The organism is Microbacterium horticulturae (genome assembly GCF_029094505.1).
Lineage (GTDB): Bacteria > Actinomycetota > Actinomycetes > Actinomycetales > Microbacteriaceae > Microbacterium > Microbacterium horticulturae.
This window is the reverse complement of the sequence record NZ_CP119108.1, coordinates 2,006,812-2,026,763: the sequence shown is the minus strand read 5'-3', so window position 1 is coordinate 2,026,763 and position 19,952 is coordinate 2,006,812. Positions and strand designations below refer to the sequence as shown.

Annotated in this window: 15 protein-coding genes and 2 riboswitches; of the genes, 13 read left to right on the top strand and 2 right to left on the bottom strand. The window is 67.8% G+C overall.

The annotated features are described in order from the left end of the window. Nucleotides 1-93: 93 nt before the first annotated feature. The 4 genes from PU630_RS09740 (at nt 94) to gcvP (ending at nt 6,758) form a co-directional block, all read left to right on the top strand. A complete protein-coding gene (locus PU630_RS09740) occupies nt 94-2,031 on the top strand; it encodes a glycosyltransferase family 2 protein (RefSeq protein WP_275276881.1) in 1,938 nt (645 codons plus the stop codon). Nucleotides 2,032-2,095: 64 nt separating this feature from the next. Continuing rightward, a riboswitch (glycine riboswitch) is annotated at nt 2,096-2,184 on the top strand. A 1-nt stretch (nt 2,185) separates the two neighbouring features. Next, nucleotides 2,186-2,291, top strand: a riboswitch (glycine riboswitch). Nucleotides 2,292-2,332: 41 nt separating this feature from the next. Beyond that, nucleotides 2,333-3,508: a glycine cleavage system aminomethyltransferase GcvT gene (locus PU630_RS09735; protein ID WP_275276880.1), complete on the top strand. Its 1,176-nt coding sequence runs from the start codon at nt 2,333-2,335 to the stop codon at nt 3,506-3,508. Beyond that, the gene (gene gcvH, locus PU630_RS09730; protein ID WP_275276879.1) at nt 3,505-3,882 is read left to right on the top strand and encodes a glycine cleavage system protein GcvH; all 378 of its coding nucleotides are present in this window, start codon (nt 3,505-3,507) and stop codon (nt 3,880-3,882) included. The genes PU630_RS09735 and gcvH overlap by 4 nt, the downstream gene beginning before the upstream one ends. A gap of 53 nt (nt 3,883-3,935) precedes the next feature. Beyond that, nucleotides 3,936-6,758 carry an aminomethyl-transferring glycine dehydrogenase gene (gcvP, locus tag PU630_RS09725; RefSeq protein WP_275280067.1) on the top strand — a complete coding sequence of 941 codons (2,823 nt, stop codon included), beginning with the start codon at nt 3,936-3,938 and terminating at the stop codon, nt 6,756-6,758. Nucleotides 6,759-6,865: 107 nt separating this feature from the next. Here the strand turns inward: gcvP and PU630_RS09720 are convergent, their stop codons facing one another. Together PU630_RS09720 and PU630_RS09715 are read right to left on the bottom strand one after the other, a co-directional pair. Then, a complete protein-coding gene (locus PU630_RS09720; RefSeq protein WP_275276878.1) occupies nt 6,866-7,870 on the bottom strand; it encodes a type IV toxin-antitoxin system AbiEi family antitoxin domain-containing protein in 1,005 nt (334 codons plus the stop codon). A 261-nt stretch (nt 7,871-8,131) separates the two neighbouring features. Continuing rightward, nucleotides 8,132-8,938 (bottom strand): CPBP family intramembrane glutamic endopeptidase, encoded by an 807-nt coding sequence (locus tag PU630_RS09715; protein WP_275276877.1) that lies wholly within the window; start codon nt 8,936-8,938, stop codon nt 8,132-8,134. A 173-nt stretch (nt 8,939-9,111) separates the two neighbouring features. On the opposite strand from PU630_RS09715, the gene PU630_RS09710 reads away from it, so the two are divergent. The 9 genes from PU630_RS09710 (at nt 9,112) to PU630_RS09670 (ending at nt 19,899) form a co-directional block, all read left to right on the top strand. Further along, nucleotides 9,112-10,746 (top strand): peptide ABC transporter substrate-binding protein, encoded by a 1,635-nt coding sequence (locus PU630_RS09710; RefSeq protein ID WP_275276876.1) that lies wholly within the window; start codon nt 9,112-9,114, stop codon nt 10,744-10,746. A 176-nt stretch (nt 10,747-10,922) separates the two neighbouring features. Further along, nucleotides 10,923-11,852, top strand: a complete 930-nt coding sequence (locus tag PU630_RS09705; RefSeq protein ID WP_275276875.1) for an ABC transporter permease — start codon at nt 10,923-10,925, stop codon at nt 11,850-11,852. Beyond that, nucleotides 11,842-12,780 (top strand): ABC transporter permease, encoded by a 939-nt coding sequence (locus tag PU630_RS09700; protein ID WP_275276874.1) that lies wholly within the window; start codon nt 11,842-11,844, stop codon nt 12,778-12,780. The genes PU630_RS09705 and PU630_RS09700 overlap by 11 nt, the downstream gene beginning before the upstream one ends. Then, nucleotides 12,777-14,447: a dipeptide ABC transporter ATP-binding protein gene (locus tag PU630_RS09695; protein ID WP_275276873.1), complete on the top strand. Its 1,671-nt coding sequence runs from the start codon at nt 12,777-12,779 to the stop codon at nt 14,445-14,447. Before PU630_RS09700 ends, PU630_RS09695 begins: the two co-directional genes overlap by 4 nt. A 116-nt stretch (nt 14,448-14,563) precedes the next feature. Continuing rightward, entirely contained in the window at nt 14,564-15,004 is a 441-nt protein-coding gene (locus PU630_RS09690) for a PH domain-containing protein (protein WP_275276872.1), read from the top strand. Continuing rightward, nucleotides 15,001-15,621: a PH domain-containing protein gene (locus PU630_RS09685; RefSeq protein WP_275276871.1), complete on the top strand. Its 621-nt coding sequence runs from the start codon at nt 15,001-15,003 to the stop codon at nt 15,619-15,621. The genes PU630_RS09690 and PU630_RS09685 overlap by 4 nt, the downstream gene beginning before the upstream one ends. A gap of 256 nt (nt 15,622-15,877) precedes the next feature. Next, entirely contained in the window at nt 15,878-16,858 is a 981-nt protein-coding gene (locus PU630_RS09680; RefSeq protein ID WP_275276870.1) for an ABC transporter permease, read from the top strand. Nucleotide 16,859: 1 nt separating this feature from the next. Continuing rightward, a complete protein-coding gene (locus PU630_RS09675) occupies nt 16,860-17,798 on the top strand; it encodes an ABC transporter permease (protein WP_275276869.1) in 939 nt (312 codons plus the stop codon). After that, nucleotides 17,791-19,899 carry an ABC transporter ATP-binding protein gene (locus PU630_RS09670; protein ID WP_275276868.1) on the top strand — a complete coding sequence of 703 codons (2,109 nt, stop codon included), beginning with the start codon at nt 17,791-17,793 and terminating at the stop codon, nt 19,897-19,899. Before PU630_RS09675 ends, PU630_RS09670 begins: the two co-directional genes overlap by 8 nt. Nucleotides 19,900-19,952 lie beyond the last annotated feature (53 nt).

Here is a 19,952-nt window from a genome sequence, read left to right as displayed (position 1 = left end):
ACCTCTGCAGGTGATCTTATAGTCATCGTGACCAGAACGCGAAATCGCCGTCGCTCAGCAGTCGGATGAACAGAGCCCAGTAGGGTGAAGGCGATGGCGAAGACGACGACGTTCAAGGTCTCGGTGATCGTTCCCACATACCGATCCACCGCGCATCTCGATGATCTGGTGGACAGCCTCGACCGGCAGACGATGCCGCAGGGTGATTTCGAGGTGCTCCTGGTCGATGACGGTTCGCCCGACGACACGCACGCGCGCCTGGAGGGGTTCGCCGCCACGCGCCCGAACTACCGGGTGTTCCGCCTGCCGCCCTCCGGCTGGCCGTCCCGCCCCCGCAACCACGGCATCGACGAGGCGTGCGGCGAATACGTGGTGTTCATCGACCATGACGACCGGCTCTTTCCCGATGCGCTGCGCGCCGGGTACGCGCTCGCCGCGCGTGCGGGCGCGGACGTGCTCGACGGCAAGGAGTCGAAGAGCGACACCCCCGGCTGGGCGATGCGCGACGTGATGGCCGATGTCGGCAACGCCATCGACCAGGTCGAGCCGCACCCGCTGCTTCCGATGAACCCGCACAAGATGTTCCGCACGGCGTTCTTGCGCGAGAAGGGCATCCGCTTCCCGGAGGGCGGGCGGCAGATCTGGGAGGACATCTTCTTCGACATCGCCGCGCACGCGCGGGCCGACGTGGTGTCGCTGATGGTCGAGACGCCGTTCTACTACTGGAACCGTCCGCCGCACGCGACGACCAGCACCACGTTCCACGACGATCTGGACGAGTATCTGGATGCCGTGGCCCGGGTCTTCCGCTGGATCGACGAAGAGCTGCAGCAAGAACGCTTCGCCCAGCTGCTGCCGCGGTTCCGCGCCTACCAGCTGCACATGCGGCTGCTCCCGCTGTTCCGCTGGGGGTCGCGCACCCCCGAGGAGCGCGAGCGGATCTGTGCCTTCACCGCGGAGCTGCTGCCGACGATCCCCGATGACGCCGATCTGTACCTCGACGGCTGGCGGCGCATCACGACCGCGCTGCTGCGGGCGGGGCGATTCGATCTGATCGACGCGCACGAGCGCACGTTCCCCGTCGTACAGTGCGCGCCCAGCACCGCCGGCGCGCGGTGGTCGGCCGACGGAGTGTCCTTCGATCTCGACCTGCAGTGGCGGTTCACCGCGAAGGAAGCTGCGCCCGTGCGGTACCGCGACGGACGGGCGATCCTCGCCCTGACGGAGGAGGTGGCCGCGTTCGCGGCCGAGCACGGGCTCAGCGCCGACGTGACCGACGAGGTCACCGCGCTCACCTACAGTGTCGACCGACGCTGGCGCACCGAGAAGATCGACTGGCTGTTGTTCGCCGGCAGCGGTGCCGAGCTCATCGACATCGACGGCGCTGCGCAGCTGCGGGCGACGGTGCCGGTGCACTGGAGCCTCGCCGACGACGGACCGGGCCGGCTGGGTGACGGTCCCTGGGACTTCTACGTGCGCACGATCGCGATGCGCACACGAAATGTCCGGCAGGTGCGCACCGATGACTCCACACGAGGGTGGGCCGTCACGCAGGGCGTCGTGGCATCGGCTTACCGTGCGCAGAACGGCGGCCTGAGCATCGACGTCGGTCAGACGCTGGCGAGCGTCATCGACGACGAGCACATGACGGCCGTCGCCTCGCCGCAGGCAGACGGCGTGCGCATCCACATCGCGCTGCCGCAGGTGACGGCGTTCGGCGATCTTGACGTGCCGGGAGCGTTCGTCGACGCGTCGGGCGGCTCGCTCGGCCCGTGCCGGCTCATCGCCGGCGACGGGCGGGCGCGCGTCGAGGGCACCGTGCCCACCGGCGCGGCAACGTTCGCCGCGCAGTGGGGAGACGTGCGTTCTCATGTGCGCTTCCGCCTGTTCGGCCGCACACGCCTGCATGTCATCCGCGATGCCGAGAGCGGTTCACCGATGCATCCGCGTCGCCTGGCGCTGCGGGCATGGCGCATGCTGCCGGCGCGGCTTCGTGAAAGGGCGTGGAAGCTGCGGCATCACCGCCGGTGAACCGCGGGTTTTCACCGGCTTCGGCCGGTATGCTGGAGCGGCAACTGAACACCACACAGGCCGCATGACGCACGCGGGAGAGCCCGGTTCACCGGGCACCGAAGGAGCAAGCCTCCCCGCCAATCTCTCAGGTCCGCATACCGCGTGAGTCCGGCCGCTCTGAAAAGCGATCGCGAGTTCATTGAGCTTGTGAATCCGCCGACGGTGAAAGTCACGGCATCCCGCCGCGGCGAAACTCTCAGGCCCATGACAGAGGGGGAGTCCGATCGACGCCGACGGCGTCGCCGACTCGAAAGCACCCATGTCCACTGCACTTCGTCAGACCCCGCTGCATGCGCGGCACGAGGCACTCGGCGCCTCGTTTACCGACTTCGGCGGCTGGTCGATGCCGGTCCGCTACACCTCCGACCTCGCCGAGCACCGCGCCGTCCGCGAGGCGGCGGGGCTCTTCGACATCTCGCACATGGCCGAGTTCTGGATTCATGACGGGCGCGCCGCCGAGTTCCTGGACTTTGTGCTCGCCGGACGTATTTCGGCGATGCCCGTCGGCAAGGCCAAGTATTCGCTCGTGCTCGCCGAAGACGGGGGCATCATCGACGACGTCATCGTGTACCGAATCGCCGAGGAGTACTTCCTGGTCGTGGCGAACGCCGGAAACCGAGATGCCGTGGCGCAGGCTTTCGCCAGAGGGCTGGCGAGCTGGACGAAGGTGCACGCGTTTCTCGATGGGCGAGTGCAAGGCGACTTCGCCACTGTCGGCGGTGCCGACGTGCCGCGCATCGAGGACGCCACCGACCAGTTCGCGCTCATCGCCGTGCAGGGGCCCCGCGCCGAGCAGATCGCGCTGTCGACGGCAGGACTGGAAGCCTCCGACCTGCCCGGCCTCGGCTACTACGCGTGGCGCGAAGGGTCGTTCGACCAGGAGCACGTCCTCATCGCGCGCACCGGCTACACCGGCGAGGACGGCTTCGAGCTGCTCGTGCCGAACGCGCAGGCCGGCGCCCTGTGGGATGCGCTGCTGGCCGCGGGCGAGCCCCACGGCCTCGTGCCCGCGGGCCTGGCTGCCCGCGACACGCTGCGGCTGGAAGCCGGGATGCCGCTGTACGGTCACGAGCTCTCGCGCGACATCGCTCCGGCCCAGGCCGGCCTCGGGCGCGTCGTCGCCATGGCGAAGGATGACTTCGTCGGCAAGGAGGGGTTGGAAGCCCGCGACCTGGCCGACGCGCCGGTGCTCGTGGGTCTCACTGCTTCGGGGCGTCGTGCCGGCCGTGCGGGCTATGCGGTGCTCGGCCCCGACGGAGCCCCCGCGGGCGAGATCACGAGCGGCGCGCTGTCGCCGACGCTCGGGCACCCGATCGCCCTGGCCTTCGTGACGCCTGAAGTCGCGGCATCCGGAACCGAACTGACCATCGACGTGCGCGGCACCGCCGTGCCCGCCACCGTGACCGACCTGCCTTTCTACCGGAGGACGAAATGACCGACCTGAACAGCCTCAGCTACACCGACGAGCACGAGTGGATCGAACGGTCCGGCGATGTCGCCACCGTCGGCATCACCGACTACGCCGCCGACAAGCTTGGCGACGTCGTGTTCGTCGACCTGCCCGCAGTGGGCGACACCGTGACCGCCGGCGACGTGTGCGGCGAGATCGAGTCGACGAAGTCGGTCGGCGAGCTCTACGCCCCCGTCACCGGCGAGGTCGTCGAGGTCAACACCGCGCTCGACGACGACCCGTCGGTCATCAACTCCGACGCGTTCGGTGCGGGCTGGCTGCTGAAGATCCGCGGCACCGAATCGGTCGAGCTGCTCGACCGTTGCGGCTACGAGGCCCTCACCGGCGGCGCCGCGTGACCGGCGCCTTCTCGTCCCGCCACATCGGGATCTCACCCGACGCCCAGCGGCAGATGCTCGACGGCCTCGGCTACGAGAGCGTCGAGGCGCTCGTTTCGGCGGCGGTGCCGGCATCCATCCATTCCGCACCGCGCGCGAGCAGCAGCATCCCCGCCCCCGCGACCGAAGCCGAGACCCTCGCCGAGCTGCGGGCCATCGCCGATCAGAACCGGTCCGCGCGCACCATGATCGGGCTGGGTTACTACGACACGTTCACGCCATCGGTGATAGCGCGCAATGTGCTCGAGAACCCGTCGTGGTACACGGCGTACACGCCGTACCAGCCCGAGATCTCGCAGGGGCGCCTGGAGGCGCTCATCAACTTCCAGACGATGGTGACCGACCTGACGGGCCTGGCGACCGCCAACGCGTCGATGCTCGACGAGCCAACCGCAGTGGCGGAGGGGATGCTGCTGGCCCGGCGCGCCTCGAAGGCCAAGACGAACGTGTTCGTGGTCGACGCCGACGCGCTGCCGCAGACCAAGGCCGTGCTGCGCTCGCGCGCCGCCGCCGTCGGCGTGCACCTCGTAGAGCTGGCGCTCGCCGACGGTGCCACGCTGCCCGACGAGCTGTTCGGCGTGTTCGTGCAGTATCCGGGTGCGTCGGGGCGCGTGTGGGACCCGAGCGGAGTCATCGACGCCGCCCATGTCGCCGGCGGGCTCGCGGTGGTCGCGGCCGACCTGCTGGCCCTCACCCTGCTGCGCTCGCCCGGCTCGCTGGGCGCCGATGTAGCGGTGGGCACCACCCAGCGCTTCGGGGTGCCGATGGGCTTCGGCGGTCCGCACGCCGGGTACATGGCCGTGCGCCAGGGCCTGGAACGTCAGCTGCCCGGCCGGCTCGTGGGGGTTTCACAGGACGCCGACGGGCAGCCCGCCTATCGGCTAGCCCTGCAGACGCGCGAGCAGCACATCCGGCGTGAGAAGGCCACCTCGAACATCTGCACCGCGCAGGTGCTGCTGGCCGTGATGGCCGCGATGTATGCCGTGTACCACGGGCCCGACGGGCTGCGGGCCATAGCGTCGGAGATCTCGCGCAAGACCGAGGCGCTCGCGCAGCGGCTGCGTGACTACGGGCAGAGCGTGCACCACGACGCGTTCTTCGACACGGTGCGGGTCACGGTGCCGGGCACCGCGCGGACGGTGATCGAGCGGGCACGGTCGAAGGGATACCAGCTGTTCTGGGCCGACGAGGCCACGGTGGGCATCTCGGTGGACGAGACGACGACCGCCGCCGATCTCGCCGCCGTGGCGTGGGCGTTCGGCGCGCCCGAGGCCGACGAGCACGACGCGCGTGAGGTGTCGATCGACGAGTTCACGCCGCTGTCGGGGGTGGATGCCGCGCTGCACCGCGCCGACGAGTACCTGACGCATCCGGTGTTCCATGAGCACCGATCCGAGACGGCCATGATGCGGTATCTCAAGCAGCTCGCCGATCGCGACTACGCCCTGGACCGCGGGATGATCCCGCTCGGCTCGTGCACGATGAAGCTCAACGCCGCCACCGAGATGGCGGCGATCAGCTGGCCCGAGTTCGCGCGCGTGCACCCGTTCGCGCCCGAAGAGGACGTGCGAGGGTCGCTCGCGATGATCGAGCAGCTCGAGACCTGGCTGGCCGAGGTGACCGGATACGACAGTGTCTCGCTGCAGCCCAACGCGGGCTCGCAGGGCGAGCTGGCAGGGCTGCTGGCGATCCGCGGCTATCACGACGCGAACGGTGACACCGCGCGCCGGGTGTGCCTCATCCCGTCGTCCGCGCACGGCACCAACGCGGCATCCGCCGTCCTCGCAGGCATGACGGTCGTGGTCGTCGCGTGCGATGACGCCGGCAACGTCGACCTCGACGACCTGCGCGCGAAGATCGCAGTCCACGAGCCGGAGTTGGCTGCGCTCATGATCACCTACCCGTCCACGCACGGCGTGTACGAGCAGGACGTCGTGGCCATCACGCAGGCCGTGCACGACGCCGGCGGACAGGTGTACGTCGACGGGGCGAACCTCAACGCACTGCTGGGCTTCGCGCGCTTCGGCGAGCTGGGCGGCGATGTCTCGCACCTGAACCTGCACAAGACGTTCGCCATCCCGCACGGCGGGGGCGGGCCGGGCGTCGGCCCGGTGGCGGCCAAGTCGCACCTGGCGCGGCATCTGCCCGCCCACCCGCTCGCGCAGCGGGCCGATCACGTCGGCGGCGTGCGGTTCGAGGGCGGGCCCGTGTCGGGCGCTCCGTACGGCTCGGCGGGCGTGCTGCCGATCTCGTGGGCGTACGTGCGGATGATGGGCACCGAGGGGCTCGCCGAGGCGACCGGGGCCGCCGTGCTGGCGGCCAACCACCTCGCCGCGCGGCTGCGCGAGCACTTCCCGGTGCTGTACACGGGCGAGAACGGGCTCGTCGCGCACGAGTGCATCCTCGACCTCCGGCCGCTGCGTGAGCAGACGGGTGTGACCGTCGACGATGTCGCGAAGCGGCTCATCGACTACGGATTCCACGCGCCGACGATGTCGTTCCCGGTCGCGGGCACGCTCATGGTCGAGCCGACCGAGTCCGAGGATCTCGCCGAGCTCGAGCGGTTCATCGAGGCCATTATCGCTATCAAGGCCGAGGCCGTCGCGGTCTCTTCGGGGGAGTGGCCGGCCGATGACAATCCGCTCGTGAATGCGCCTCACACCGCGGCATCCATCGCCCGCGACGGCTGGACGCACCCGTACTCGCGCGAGATCGCCGTGTACCCGGTGCACACGCTCGTGCGCACGAAGTACTGGCCGCCCGTCCGGCGTATCGACAACGCCTACGGCGACCGCAACCTCGTGTGCGCCTGCCCGCCGATCGAGGCGTTCGCGTAGCGCGCGCCGCGGCGCCGCCTGGCGCCGCGCGCCCTTGAATCGGTGAGAGTGCAGCTGGTGGACGAAGGATCGGTTGGTTCCCTACTCCTCGTCCACCGGTTGCACTCTCACCGCCGGGGGCTTGCATCGGGGGCCACGGGATGTGGGGCGTGTGGGGCGAGAAGGCGCTTCATCGCATAGAGCTGCACGGAGTCTTCGGGGCCGGTCTGCTGGAGGCCGGCGCCGGTGAGGATGCCGCGGAGCGGCGCGAATGTCGTTGCTTCTCGCCATCCCCAATGCGTGATCTCGCGGACCCGATCGCGCAGCCGCGTGTCACGCTCGAACTGGTTGCGCATCACCGTGCGGGGATCGCCGAAACGTCCGTCGTACTTGAGGTCGCCGTCGGTCTCACCGATCAGGTCCGCGCCGCGCCAGAAGCAGTCGCCGCGATCTTCGGCGTCCGCCGCTGACCGGAAGACCACCTGGAGCTCGGGCGAGGGGAATCCCAGCCACTCGATCGCCGCGTGGCTGACCGATTCCAACGTCGATTCGGACAGCGCCGTGCATCGTGACAGGGGCCATCGGGCGATGTCACGTCCGCGCTTGCTGCTGCGTGATTCATTCACCTGCACAAGCGCGTCGCGGGAGAGCGCCGGCTCGAGCCGCAGCGCCGCGTCGGCGACCGCCAGGCCGACGGCGTTGTGCCGGAGACGCGCGATGTCGACCGCCGTGTCTGCGGGCGAGGTCACGCGTAAACCGGATCGCTCGATGATTTCCCGCTCGGGATGAGACCGATGAGTGCGCACCGCAGCGAACGAGCGAGATGTGCCGCGCGAGGCGACGAGCATGTGGACCTCGCCCGGGTCACCGAAGATCGGCAGGCCGAGCAGCGCAGCGGCGGACTCGAGACAGAAGACCGCGTCCGGATACACGAGCGCCGCGGCGTGCACACGCGCCAGATAGCGATCCCATGGCGGAAGATCCTTCCACAACTGCGCGGATGCGTAGACCCCATGTCTGATCTTCACCACGTGGCCGCGGGCCACTGCCCGTTCCGGGTGGGGGATGTCGGTGAAGCGCAGAAGCGGGAGGGGAGCGGATTTGACGGCGCGGATCGCCTGGAGTGTCGGCATCCTCTCACCCTTGCGCCCGGCGCCTGACTCATGTGTCCGTGCCCGACAATCTGTGGACAGAGGAGCGTCTGCGCCAGTCCGCGGCGAGTTGGGGAGGAAAGGACTCATACCGCGTTCCCGCCGTCCGCGATAACTCGTCCAGCCGTGAGAGTGCAGCTGGTGGACGAGGAGTAGGGAACCACCCGCACTCTCGTCCACCAGCTGCACTCTCAGCGAGACGGGGGAGGGGGACGGGGCGGGGCGACGCGCGCAGCGCATGGCTCAGGACGCCGAGGGGCTCGGGGCCGGCGCCGGCGCGAAGACGCCGGGCCACCAGGCTGCGGCCAGCGGATAGCCCACGAACGACACCACGTCGAGGATCGTGTGGGCCACCACGAGCGGCATGACCCTGCCCCAGCGCCGGTAGCACCAGCCGAACACCACGCCCATCACGAAGTTGCCGAGGATCGGTCCCACGCCCTGGTAGGCGTGGTACGAGCCGCGGATCGCCGCCGAGACGAGGATGATCCGCCAGTCACCCCAGCCGACCTGGCGCAGGCGGGTGAACAGGTAGCCGATCATGATCACCTCCTCCTGGAGCGCCGCGCGCACGGCCGACAGCACAAGCAGGGGGATCGTCCACCACGACGGATCGAGGGGGGATGCCGACACCTGCACCGTGATGCCCAGCACACGTCCGATCGCGTACACGCCGAGCCCCGGCACGCCGATCACGAGCGCGATCAGCGCACCCGAGCCGAGATCGCGACCCGGCCGGCGCAGGTCGAGGCCGATCTTGCGGAAGGGGCTTGTTCCGGCATCCCACAGCAGGTACACGACCAGCCCGACGAGGGCCAGCGAGAAGCCGATGTCGAGCAGCTGGTAGACGATGTCCCAGAAAGCCTGGACGTCCTGCGAGGGGTTCAGCGCGGTCGATTGCTCGCCGAGAGGGGTGGATGCCAGAAACCGGCGCAGCAGGAGGATCAGCGAGTAGACGGCCGATTGTCCGAGGGTGCAGGCCAGGACGAGTCCGACCTCCCACCACAGGCGGGCGCGGGATGCGCCGATGGGCGCCTGTATGTCGGACACTCCACAGATTGTCACATGGGCGACGCTCCCGGTAAAAGGTGTGTAACGGTTTTGGCTGATATTTGGAGCAGAGCCATCAGTGTGCCTATGGTGAACGTCATCGCCGCGACGTTGCGGTGCGCACCGCTGCGCATCCGGAGTACGCGGTCAAAATCCCTTTCACAGGAGGACACGTGAAGCGCAGCAAGATCGCCCTCGCGTCCGCCACGCTGCTGACGGCGGGCATCCTTGCCCTCGCCGGCTGCTCGGGCGGCGGCGGAAATTCGGGCGACAACGGGAAAACGAACGGCGGCGGGAATGCGTCGTCGATCATCTCGGTCAACGGCTCGGAGCCCCAGAACCCGCTGATCCCGACGAACACGAACGAGACCGGGGGCGGCAAGATCCTCGACTCGATCTTCGCGGGTCTCGCCTACTACGACGCTGACGGCAAGCTCGTCAACGACATGGCCGACTCGATCACGGTCGACGACCCGTCGAACCTCACGATCAAGCTCAAGCAGGGCAACAAGTTCACGAACGGCGAGGAGGTCACGGCCGACAGCTTCATCAAGGCGTGGCAGTACGGCGCCAAGTTCTCGAACAAGCAGCTGAACCAGTCGTGGTTCGCCGACATCGAAGGCTTCAGCGCCACGAAGGACGCGGAGCTGACCGGCCTGAAGAAGGTCGACGACTACACCTTCACCGTGAAGCTGAACTCGCCGGTCGCAGCCGACTGGTCGCAGCGCCTGGGCTACTCCGCCTTCTACCCGCTGCCGTCGGTCGCCTTCGACGACATCAAGGCGTACGGCGAGCACCCGATCGGCAACGGCCCGTACAAGCTGGCCAGCGACTCGGCGTGGCAGCACGACGTGAAGATCGACCTCGTGAAGAACGACGACTACACCGGCGGCCGCCAGGTGAAGAACGGCGGCCTGACGATCGTCTTCTACGCCTCGCAGGACTCGGCGTACGCCGATCTGCAGGGTGGCGACCTCGACGTGCTCGATGCCATTCCGCCGTCGGCGTTCGCGACGTTCAAGACCGACCTGGGCGACCGTGCGGTGAACCAGCCGGCCGCGATCTTCCAGTCGTTCACGATCCCCGGCAACGCCGAGCACTTCACCGGCAAGGAGGGCATCCTTCGCAAGGAGGCCATCTCGATGGCCATCAACCGCGAGCAGATCACCAAGACGATCTTCAACGGCACGCGCACGCCTGCCAGCGACTTCACCTCGCCGGTCATCAACGGGTGGTCGGACTCGATCCCCGGCTCCGAGGTCCTGAAGTACGACCCGGAGAAGGCCAAGCAGCTCTGGGCCCAGGCTGACGCCATCTCCAAGTGGAGCGGAAAGTTCCAGATCGCGTACAACGCCGACGGCGGCCACAAGGAGTGGGTCGACGCCACCACGAACTCGATCAAGAACACGCTGGGCATCGACGCCTCGGGCAAGTCGTACGTCGACTTCGCCACGTTGCGCGCCGACGTCACCGACCGCAAGATCAAGACGGCGTTCCGCACCGGTTGGCAGGCCGACTACCCCGGCATGTACAACTTCCTGCAGCCGCTGTACTCGACGGGCGCGAGCTCGAACGACAGCGACTACTCGAACAAGGACTTCGATGCGCTGCTGGCCAAGGGCGCCTCGTCGGCGGACCAGGATGCTGCGATCGCCGACTACCAGAAGGCTCAGCAGATCCTGTTCCAGGACCTGCCGGCCATCCCGCTGTGGTACTCCAACGTCGTCGGTGGTTTCGCCGAGGGTGTGAACAACGTCACCTTCGGGTGGAACTCGGTGCCGCTGTACTACGAGATCACCAAGGGCTGACCTGCCCGAGTGATCCGAACCGCGAGGCGGTGACGATCTCGTCACCGCCTCGCGGCGTGCCATCCTCGCACTCGCACTCGCAGGTCAAACGCGGGAGGATGTCGGCAGTGCACGACGCTGCACGACGGGCTGCCGCGATGCGGTGAGAGGCATCCCTGTACCCGAAGGGAGGGCGCATGTTCGCATACATCGTGCGACGCCTTCTGCAGCTGATACCCGTGTTCATCGGGGCGACGCTGCTCATCTACTTCCTGGTGTTCGCCATGCCCGGCGACCCCATCGCCGCGCTGTTCGGCGACCATCAGCCCGGTCCTGAGCTGATCGCCCAGCTGCGCGCGCAGTACCACCTCGACCAGCCGTTCCTAGTGCAGTACTGGTACTACCTCACCGGCATCCTCCGCGGCGATATGGGCACGACCTTCTCCGGCCAGTCCGTGAACGAGGTCCTCGCGCGCACCCTCCCGGTCACGGCGCGCCTTGCCGTCATGTCGATCGCCATCGAGTTCGTGCTGTCGATCGTCATCGGCACGATCTCGGCGCTGCGGAAGGGCAAGCTCTTCGATCACGCGGCGCTGATCGCCGGACTCGTCTTCCTCTCGGTGCCGGTGTTCGTGCTCGGCTTCGTCGCCCAGTACTTCCTGGCCATCAAGCTCGGCTGGTTCAAGCCGACGGTGGGCGCCGACAACGGCTGGAACGGGCTGTGGCTGCCCGCGCTCGTCCTGGGCGTGAGCCTGTTCGCCACGAGCATGCGTCTCATGCGCGGCTCGGTCATCGAGACCCGCAATCAGGACTGGGTGCGCACGGCGTATTCGAAGGGCCTGTCCCGCGGGCGCGTGCTGCCCGTGCACGTGATGCGCAACTCGCTCATTCCGATGATCACGAACTCGGCGACGAACTTCGGCGTCCTGCTGGTCGGTGCCACCGTCACCGAGGCGGTCTTCAACATCCCGGGCGTCGGCAACACGCTGTACCACGCGACGCTCCAACATGAGGGGCCCACGATCGTCTCGTTCGTGACCGTCTTCGTCATCCTGTACGTACTCGTGAACCTGCTCGTGGACCTTCTCTACGGGCTGCTGGACCCGAGGATCCGCTATGTCAAGTGATTCCCGCGCGACGCACTACGTCGCCCCTGTCGAGACGACGACGATCACCGTCGACGCCGTCAAGGTCGCTGCGAAGCCGACGAGCCTCTGGTCCGACGCCTGGCGCGACATCCGAAACCGTCCTACCTTCTGGATCTCGGTGGCCATCGTCATCGTGGTCCTGCTCATGGCCTTCTGGCCGACGCTGTTCACACACACCGATCCGAAGTCGTGCAGTCTCGACTTCTCGAACGGCGGCCCTTCGCGGGGCCATCCGCTGGGCTTCACCTTCCAGGGCTGTGACATCTACGCCCGCATCGTGTGGGGCACGCGCGTCTCGGTGTCGGTCGGTCTGCTCTCGACCATCATCGGCTCGGTCATCGGCCTGATCATGGGGTCGCTGGCCGGCTACTACGGCGGTTGGCTCGACTCCGTGCTCTCGCGCGTGGGCGACATCTTCTTCTCGATTCCCTACATCCTCGCCGCGGTGGTCGTGATGACCGTGTTCGCGCAGTACCGCAACGTGCTGACCCTGTCGATCGCCATCGGCGGGTTCGCGTGGGCCGCGACGGCGCGCGTGGTGCGGGCCGAGGTGCTCCGGGTGCGCCAGTCCGATTTCGTGACGGCATCCCGCGCCCTCGGCAAGTCGAATTTCGGAACTCTGGTGTCGCACGTCCTCCCGAATGCGATCGCCCCGCTGCTGGTGGTGTCGACCCTGAGCCTGGCCGCCGCGATCGTCGCCGAGGCGACGCTGGCGTTCCTGGGCGTGGGCCTGGGCGACACGATCTCGTGGGGCACGGAGATCAGCAACGCGCAGACGCAGATCCGCGTGCAGCCGATGTCGCTGATCTACCCGTCGCTCTTCCTGACCGTCACGGTGCTGGCGTTCATCATGCTGGGCGAACTCATCCGAGATGCCCTCGACCCGAGAGCGAGGGCCCAGCGATGAGCGACGCCATCGACACTCCGCTGCTGAGCATCCGCGGCCTTAAGGTCGCGTTCCGCACGCAGAAGACCGAGAACGAAGTGCTGCACGGTATCGACCTCGACCTGTTCGCGGGGGAGACCCTGGCGATCGTGGGCGAGTCGGGCTCGGGCAAGTCGACGACGGCCTCGGCGATCGTCAACTTGCTGCCGGGGACCGGACACGTCACGGCCGGCAGCATCACGCTCGACGGGCGCGAGTTGACCGCCCTCACGCGCGCCGAGATGGAGCGCGTGCGCGGCCGAGACATCGGTTTCGTCCCCCAGGATCCGATGTCGAACCTGAACCCGGTGTGGTCCATCGGCTTCCAGGTGAAAGAGGCCGTGCGGGCCAACGGCATCGCCCGCGGACGGCGCGCCGTCAAGCAGCGCGCCATCGAGGTGCTCAAGCAGGCGGGGCTCGCGGATGCCGATCGGCGGCTGCACCAGTACCCGCACCAGTTCTCCGGCGGCATGCGCCAGCGCGCGCTGATCAGCATCGGCCTGGCGGCCGACCCCAAGCTGCTCATCGCCGACGAACCGACCAGTGCGCTCGACGTCACCGTGCAGCGCGTGATCCTCGACCACATGGCCTCGCTGACGCGCGAGAAGGGCACTTCGGTGCTGCTGATCACGCACGACCTCGGGCTTGCCGCCGAGCGCGCCGAGAAGATCGTCGTGATGCAGCACGGCCACATCGTCGAGGCCGGTCCCAGCCGCGAGATCCTCGAGAACCCGCTGCACCCGTACACGCAGAAGCTCGTGGCGGCGGCCCCGAGCATTGCGTCGCACCGCATCCAGGCGACGGTCGAGCGGCGCGGCATCGAGCACGAGGCCGACATCGACATCGTCCCCGCCGTGCGCGTGCAGGACCTCACCAAGGACTACAAGATCCGCACCGGCGGATTCGGGTCGGTGCCGTTCCGGGCGGTGGATGCCGTCACGTTCGACATCCCCAAGGGAAAGACGCTTGCGCTGGTCGGCGAGTCGGGGTCGGGCAAATCGACTGTGGCGAAGATGGTGCTCAACATCGAGGAGCCGACCGCGGGCGCGATCGAGATCGACGGCAAGAGTTCGGCAAATCTCAACGGGCGCGAGCTGCTCGATCTGCGCCGGCGCATGCAGCCGGTGTTCCAGGACCCGTACGGCTCGCTGGACCCGCTGCGCAACATCGGCAACACCATCGCCGAGCCTCTGGAGATCCATCGGATCGGCGACAAGAAGTCCCGACGCGAGCGGGTCGTCGAGTTGCTCGACCAGGTGTCGCTGCCGCAGGAGCTCGCCACGCGGTATCCGAACGAGCTGTCGGGGGGTCAGCGCCAGCGCGTGGCGATCGCGCGCGCCCTGGCGCTCAAGCCCGACATCGTGGTGCTCGATGAGGCGGTGTCCGCGCTGGACGTCCTCGTGCAGGATCAGATCCTGAAGCTGCTCGCCGAACTGCAGAACGAGCTCGATCTGACCTACCTTTTCATCACACACGACCTCGCGGTCGTCCGCGTCGTCGCCGACACTGTCTGTGTGATGGAGAAGGGCCGCGTGGTCGAGCACGGCACGGTCGACGAGATCTTCGCGAACCCGGCCGAGGAGTACACCCAGCGGCTGCTGGATGCCATCCCGGGTGCATCGATCCCGCTCGGCGGTGGTCTCAACTGAACGGTGAACCCGCAACCGACCGGCGCGTCTTCCGACCGGGGTCGGCGCTGCCGATCTTCGGCGTCTCGGCGCTGGTCGTACTGTTCCTGCTCGGAGATGCGCTCGTGCGCGGAGGCATGACGCAGACCCTGCTGCTCGCGCCGTGGCCGTTGCTGGCCCTGTGGGGCGTGTACATCTCCGCATTCGCGTCGAGTCTCGAGGTCGACGCCCAGGGCGCCACCGTGCAGAACCTGCTACGCGTGGTCCGCATCCCCTGGGGGCGGGTGCGCGAGCTCGAATGGCGCTGGCAGGTGGTGTTCGCTCTCGATGACGAAACCGTCGTCCGCGCGGTGGGCGGACCGCTCGAGGGGAGGGGCGGCCGTCGTCCCGGCTCGCGTGAGGGCACCCCCGAGCATGTGCGTGCGCAGTTCGAGTACGCGCAGCGGCTGTACGACGGGCGGGATGCCGCATCCGACGCACCCGTGCACAAGGGCTGGGATGTGCCCGGCGTCATCGCCGGAGTGGTACTGGTGGTCTGGGCCGGTGCGGCCCTGCTGATCGCCGGGAGCCCCTCATGACGAAGGACCTCGCCGAAGGCGGCACGGTCGTGCTGCGTGCGGTCATGTCGACCGTCGTGTTCTGGGTGGTGGTCGTCGTCGCGGCGTTCTTCGTCTCCGACGCGCTGATCCGCGGACGCTGGAGTACCGGCCTGCGCGCAGTGGGCGTGCTGCTGTTCGTGCTGTGGGCGCTGTGGGTGTTCCTGTACCGGATGAGCATCGTCGTCGATCAACATGCGGTGACGGCACGGAATCTGCTGCGCGACACCAGGATCCCCTGGGGGCTCATCGCCGATTTCGATCGCCGGTACCAGGTGCGTGTCATCCTCCACGACGGCACCGCCGTCGACTGCTGGGGGAGCCCGTTCCCTCAGCGGACGGTGTCGAACCGTTCGCAAGGTTCACGCCGTCCGGGTACCGGGACGGACGTCGAGTGGAAGGGCGTCACTTCGGAGGCTCCCCACACGATACGATCCTCGCCGGCGCAGGGACCGGACCCCACCGTCGAGCTGCTCCGCGCGCTCGGCGCATCGGCTGCGCCGGGGCCCTCCGGTGAGGTCAGGAGGGGATGGGACACGCCCGCACTGTTGATCGGAGCCGCTTGTGCGGTCTGCGCACTCATCGCGGTCCTGGTCTGAGCAGGTTGCGGAGCTAACACCCCGATAAAGAATTGATGTGAAAGACAGGGAAACCTCGGATGTCGATTAGAGTGGACGCCGGCCCTATCCGGGCCTGCGCCGACGGCAAATCGGCATCGACATCGTCGTCGATCACGAGTCGGCGCTGGACGAGCAAGGAAATGTTCACGAACGTGACAACGGAAAACACCGCGAACGTCGCGCCCCGCGCGTCCCAGATGCGGTCACAGTCGGACACCGCCGGCAGGTGGCGTGCATGACCATCTACATCCTCCGGAGGGTCTTCAACTACCTGATCCTCACGGCCGTGGCATCATCGCTGGCGTACGTCCTCGCCAGCATCGGGCTCAACCCCGTGTGGGAGCTCGAGAACCGGCATCCCAAGCCCCCGCAGTCGTCGATCGACCAGCTGCTGAACGCGTGGGGAGTGAACCCCGAGGTCCCGCTCATCCAGCGCGTGTGGACCTGGTTCACGAACATCTTCCACGGCGACCTCGGGCTGACCGTCGGCAACCAGCCGGTCACCCAGCAGCTCCTGGTCCGTGCCGGCGTGAGCCTGCAGCTCCTGCTCATCGGGTCGATCCTCGGAGCCGTGCTCGGTGTGGTGCTCGGCGTATGGGGCGCGGTGCGCCAGTACAAGCTCAGCGACCAGGTCGTGACGATCGTCTCCTACATCGTCTTCGCGACCCCGGTGTTCGTCATGGGCATCCTGTTCATGATCGTCGCCACCAACCTGAACGATCTGCTGGGCATCCAACTCATAACATTCAGTGGTCAATACTCGGCGAATGCGCCAGACGGGTTCTGGCCGCAATTGGGCGATCGGATATCTCACGCGCTGCTGCCCACGCTCGTGCTGATGATCGCCGGTGCCGCCTCGTACAGCCGCTACCAGCGCAACGCCATGCTCGACGTGCTCGGGGCCGACTACATCCGCACCGCGCGTTCCAAGGGCCGCACGCGCGGGTCTGCGCTGGTGCGTCACGGCGTGCGCATCGCACTCATCCCGATGTCGACGTTCTTCGCCTACAGCTTCGGCACCCTGGTCGCCGGCTCTGCAATGCTCGAGATCGTCTTCAGCTGGCACGGAATGGGTGAGCTCGCGATCCAGTCGATCCAGCAGAACGACATCAACTCCGTTGCAGGCTCCACACTGTTCGTCGCGATCCTCATCCTGTGCTCGTCGACGCTGTCCGAGATCCTGTATGCGGCACTCGACCCGAGAGTGAGGCGCTGACATGGCCATGCCCGAAGCAGGGCTGCTCACCCAGTCCGACGACGCCGCAGCCGAGCCCGAAGAGATCGAGACGGTCCTGGCCGCCAAGCCGGCCTCACGTGGCCGGGTCATCTGGCGCCGACTGCAGCACTCGCCCCGATTCTGGATCGGCGGCGTCGTCATCGTCTTCTTCGTCCTGTGGGCGATCTTCGGCCAGTTCTTGACGCAGTGGTCGCCGACCGATCAGGACGTCGACAACATGAACTACCCGCCGACCGTCCTGCACTGGTTCGGCACCGACATTCTCGGGCACGACCTGTTCGCGCAGATAGTGTCGGGTTTGCAGAAGTCGTTGATCATCGGCTTCATCGCCGGCCCCGCGTCCACGATCATCGCCGGTGTCCTCGGCGCGACCGCCGGCTACTTGGGCGGCGCGGCAGAGAAGGCGATCGCGTGGGTGATCGACCTGCTGCTGGTTCTGCCGGCGTTCTTCATCCTGATCCTGTTGTACCCCTTCACGAAGGGCAGCTGGGTGGTGATGATGATCTTCCTCGCGGTGACCGGCTGGATGATCATGGCGCAGGTGATCCGCAACCAGACGCGCTCGCTTCGCGAGCGTGAGTTCGTCAAGGCCGCGCGGTACATGGGCTTCGGGACGTGGTCGGTGGTCCGTCGACACATCATCCCGAACGTGGCGTCGCTGCTGATCATCGACGCGACGCTGGGGATCGCGGCCATGATCCTTGCCGAGACGAGCCTGAGCTTCTTCGGCTTCGGCGTCCAGCCGCCCGCCGTCTCGCTGGGCACGCTGCTGGCCAACGGCCAGTCGGCAGCCACGACGCGGCCGTGGCTGTTCCTCTTCCCGGCCGGCACGCTGATCTTGCTGCTGCTGGCCATCAGCCTCGTCGGTGACGCGCTGCGCGATGCCATCGACCCGACCTCGGGGGTGAACCGTGCCTGAGACTCTCGCTCAGCCGCAGCCGTCGGCCACACCTCGCGGGGGCACGCCCCTGCTCGAGGTCCGCAACCTGTCCGTGACGTTCCCGCAGCGATCGGGCGACGTGCGCGCTGTGCGCGACATCAGCTACACCATTGAAGAGGGCGAGTTCCTCGGCATCGTCGGCGAATCCGGATCGGGCAAGTCCGTCTCGTCGCTGGCGATCATGGGGCTCCTGCCCGACACCGCCGTGATCGAGGGCGAGATCCTCTACAACGGCACCTCGCTGCTGAAGATGAACGATCGGCACCTCAGCCACATCCGCGGCAGTGAGATCGCCATGGTCTTCCAGGACCCGCTCTCGGCGCTCACACCGGTGTACACCGTCGGCGATCAGATCTCCGAAGCCCTGCGGCTCCATGACAGGGCCCTCAGCAAGCAAGCCGCTGCTGCACGCGCGGTGGAGCTGCTCAAGATCGTCGGGATCCCCGACCCGACACGGCGTGCGCAGGCGTTCCCCCACGAGTACTCGGGCGGCATGCGCCAGCGCGCGATGATCGCGATGGCGATCGCCAACGATCCTCGCCTGATCATCGCCGACGAGCCCACCACGGCGCTCGACGTCACGATCCAGGCCCAGATCCTCGAGGTGCTGCAAGAGGCCAAGCGTCTCACCGGTGCCGCGGTGTCATTGATCACGCACGACCTCGGGGTCGTCGCCGGTCAAGCTGACCGGGTCGCGGTGATGTACGCCGGAAAGCTCGTGGAGTCGGGCACGGTCGATCAGGTCTTCACCGAGCCGACCATGCCCTACACGATCGGTCTGCTGCGGTCGGTGCCGAACATCCGGACCGCCGGCACCAGCCGACTCGTGCCGCTGGAGGGGCGGCCGCCGTCGCTGGCGAACCTGCCGAAGGGCTGCCCGTTCGCCGCGCGCTGCCCGGCCGCCATCGACATCTGCCGCGCCGAAGAGCCGACGCTCGTCGAACATGGCGGGCCGGACGGCCACCTGTCGGCCTGCCACCGTTCGGGCGAGATCCTCTCGGGCGAGCTCACCCGGCCCGAGATCTTCCCCCGGCCGGAGGCTCTCGTGGCCCGCGAGGTGCCGGCCGATGCCGAGCCGGTCCTGGTCGTCAAGGACCTCAAGAAGCACTTCCCGCTGATGAAGGGCGGGGTGTTCCGCCGTCAGGTGGGCACGGTGCGCGCGGTCGACGGCGTCTCCTTCCACCTCAAGCCGGGGCGGACGCTCGCGATCGTCGGAGAGTCCGGCTGCGGCAAGACCACGACGATCCTCGAGCTCCTGGAGCTCGTCAAGCCCCAGTCGGGCTCGATCGAAGTCGTCGGCAAAGATGTGGCGAAGCTCACCTCCCACACGCGCCGGCAAGTGCGCAGCGACATCCAGATCGTCTTCCAGGACCCGGCCGCGGCCGTGGACCCGCGCCTGCCGATCGGCGATGTCGTCGGCGAGCCGCTGCTGGCCCAGGGTGTGTCGCGTGAGAAGCGCAACGAGCGCGTCTCCGAGCTCCTTGATCTCGTGGGTTTGGACCCGTCGATGCTCGACCGCTACCCGCACGAGTTCTCGGGCGGCCAGCGTCAGCGCATCGGCATCGCACGAGGACTCGCGACCGACCCGAAGATCCTCGTGCTCGACGAGCCGGTCTCCGCGCTCGACGTGTCGATCCAGGCGGGCGTCATCAACCTGCTGCAGGATCTGCGCGACCAGCTCGGCCTCTCGCTGATCTTCGTCGCACACGACCTGGCGGTGGTGCGGCAGATCGCCGACGACGTCGCGGTCATGTATCTCGGCAAGATCGTCGAGTACGGCGAGATCGCCGAGGTCTTCGACCGCCCGAAGCACCCGTACACGCAGGCGCTGATGTCGGCGGCGCCGATCCCCGACCCGGCGATCGAGCGCACGCGCGAGCGGGTGCTGTTGCAGGGAGACCTGCCGAGCCCGGCGGAGCGGATCGATGGATGCCGCTTCCGCACCCGCTGCCCGCTGTACCGAATCCTCGGCGACGCGGAGCGTGCATTGTGCGACGCGAAGGACCCGGAGCTCATCGATCACAACGGCGACCTGGTCGCCTGCCACCACGTGGATCGGAACACCCTGGTCGTCGGCTGACGTCCCCCAGACTCCCGTCGAGACAGACGGGACACACAGAAGAAGAGGAAGCA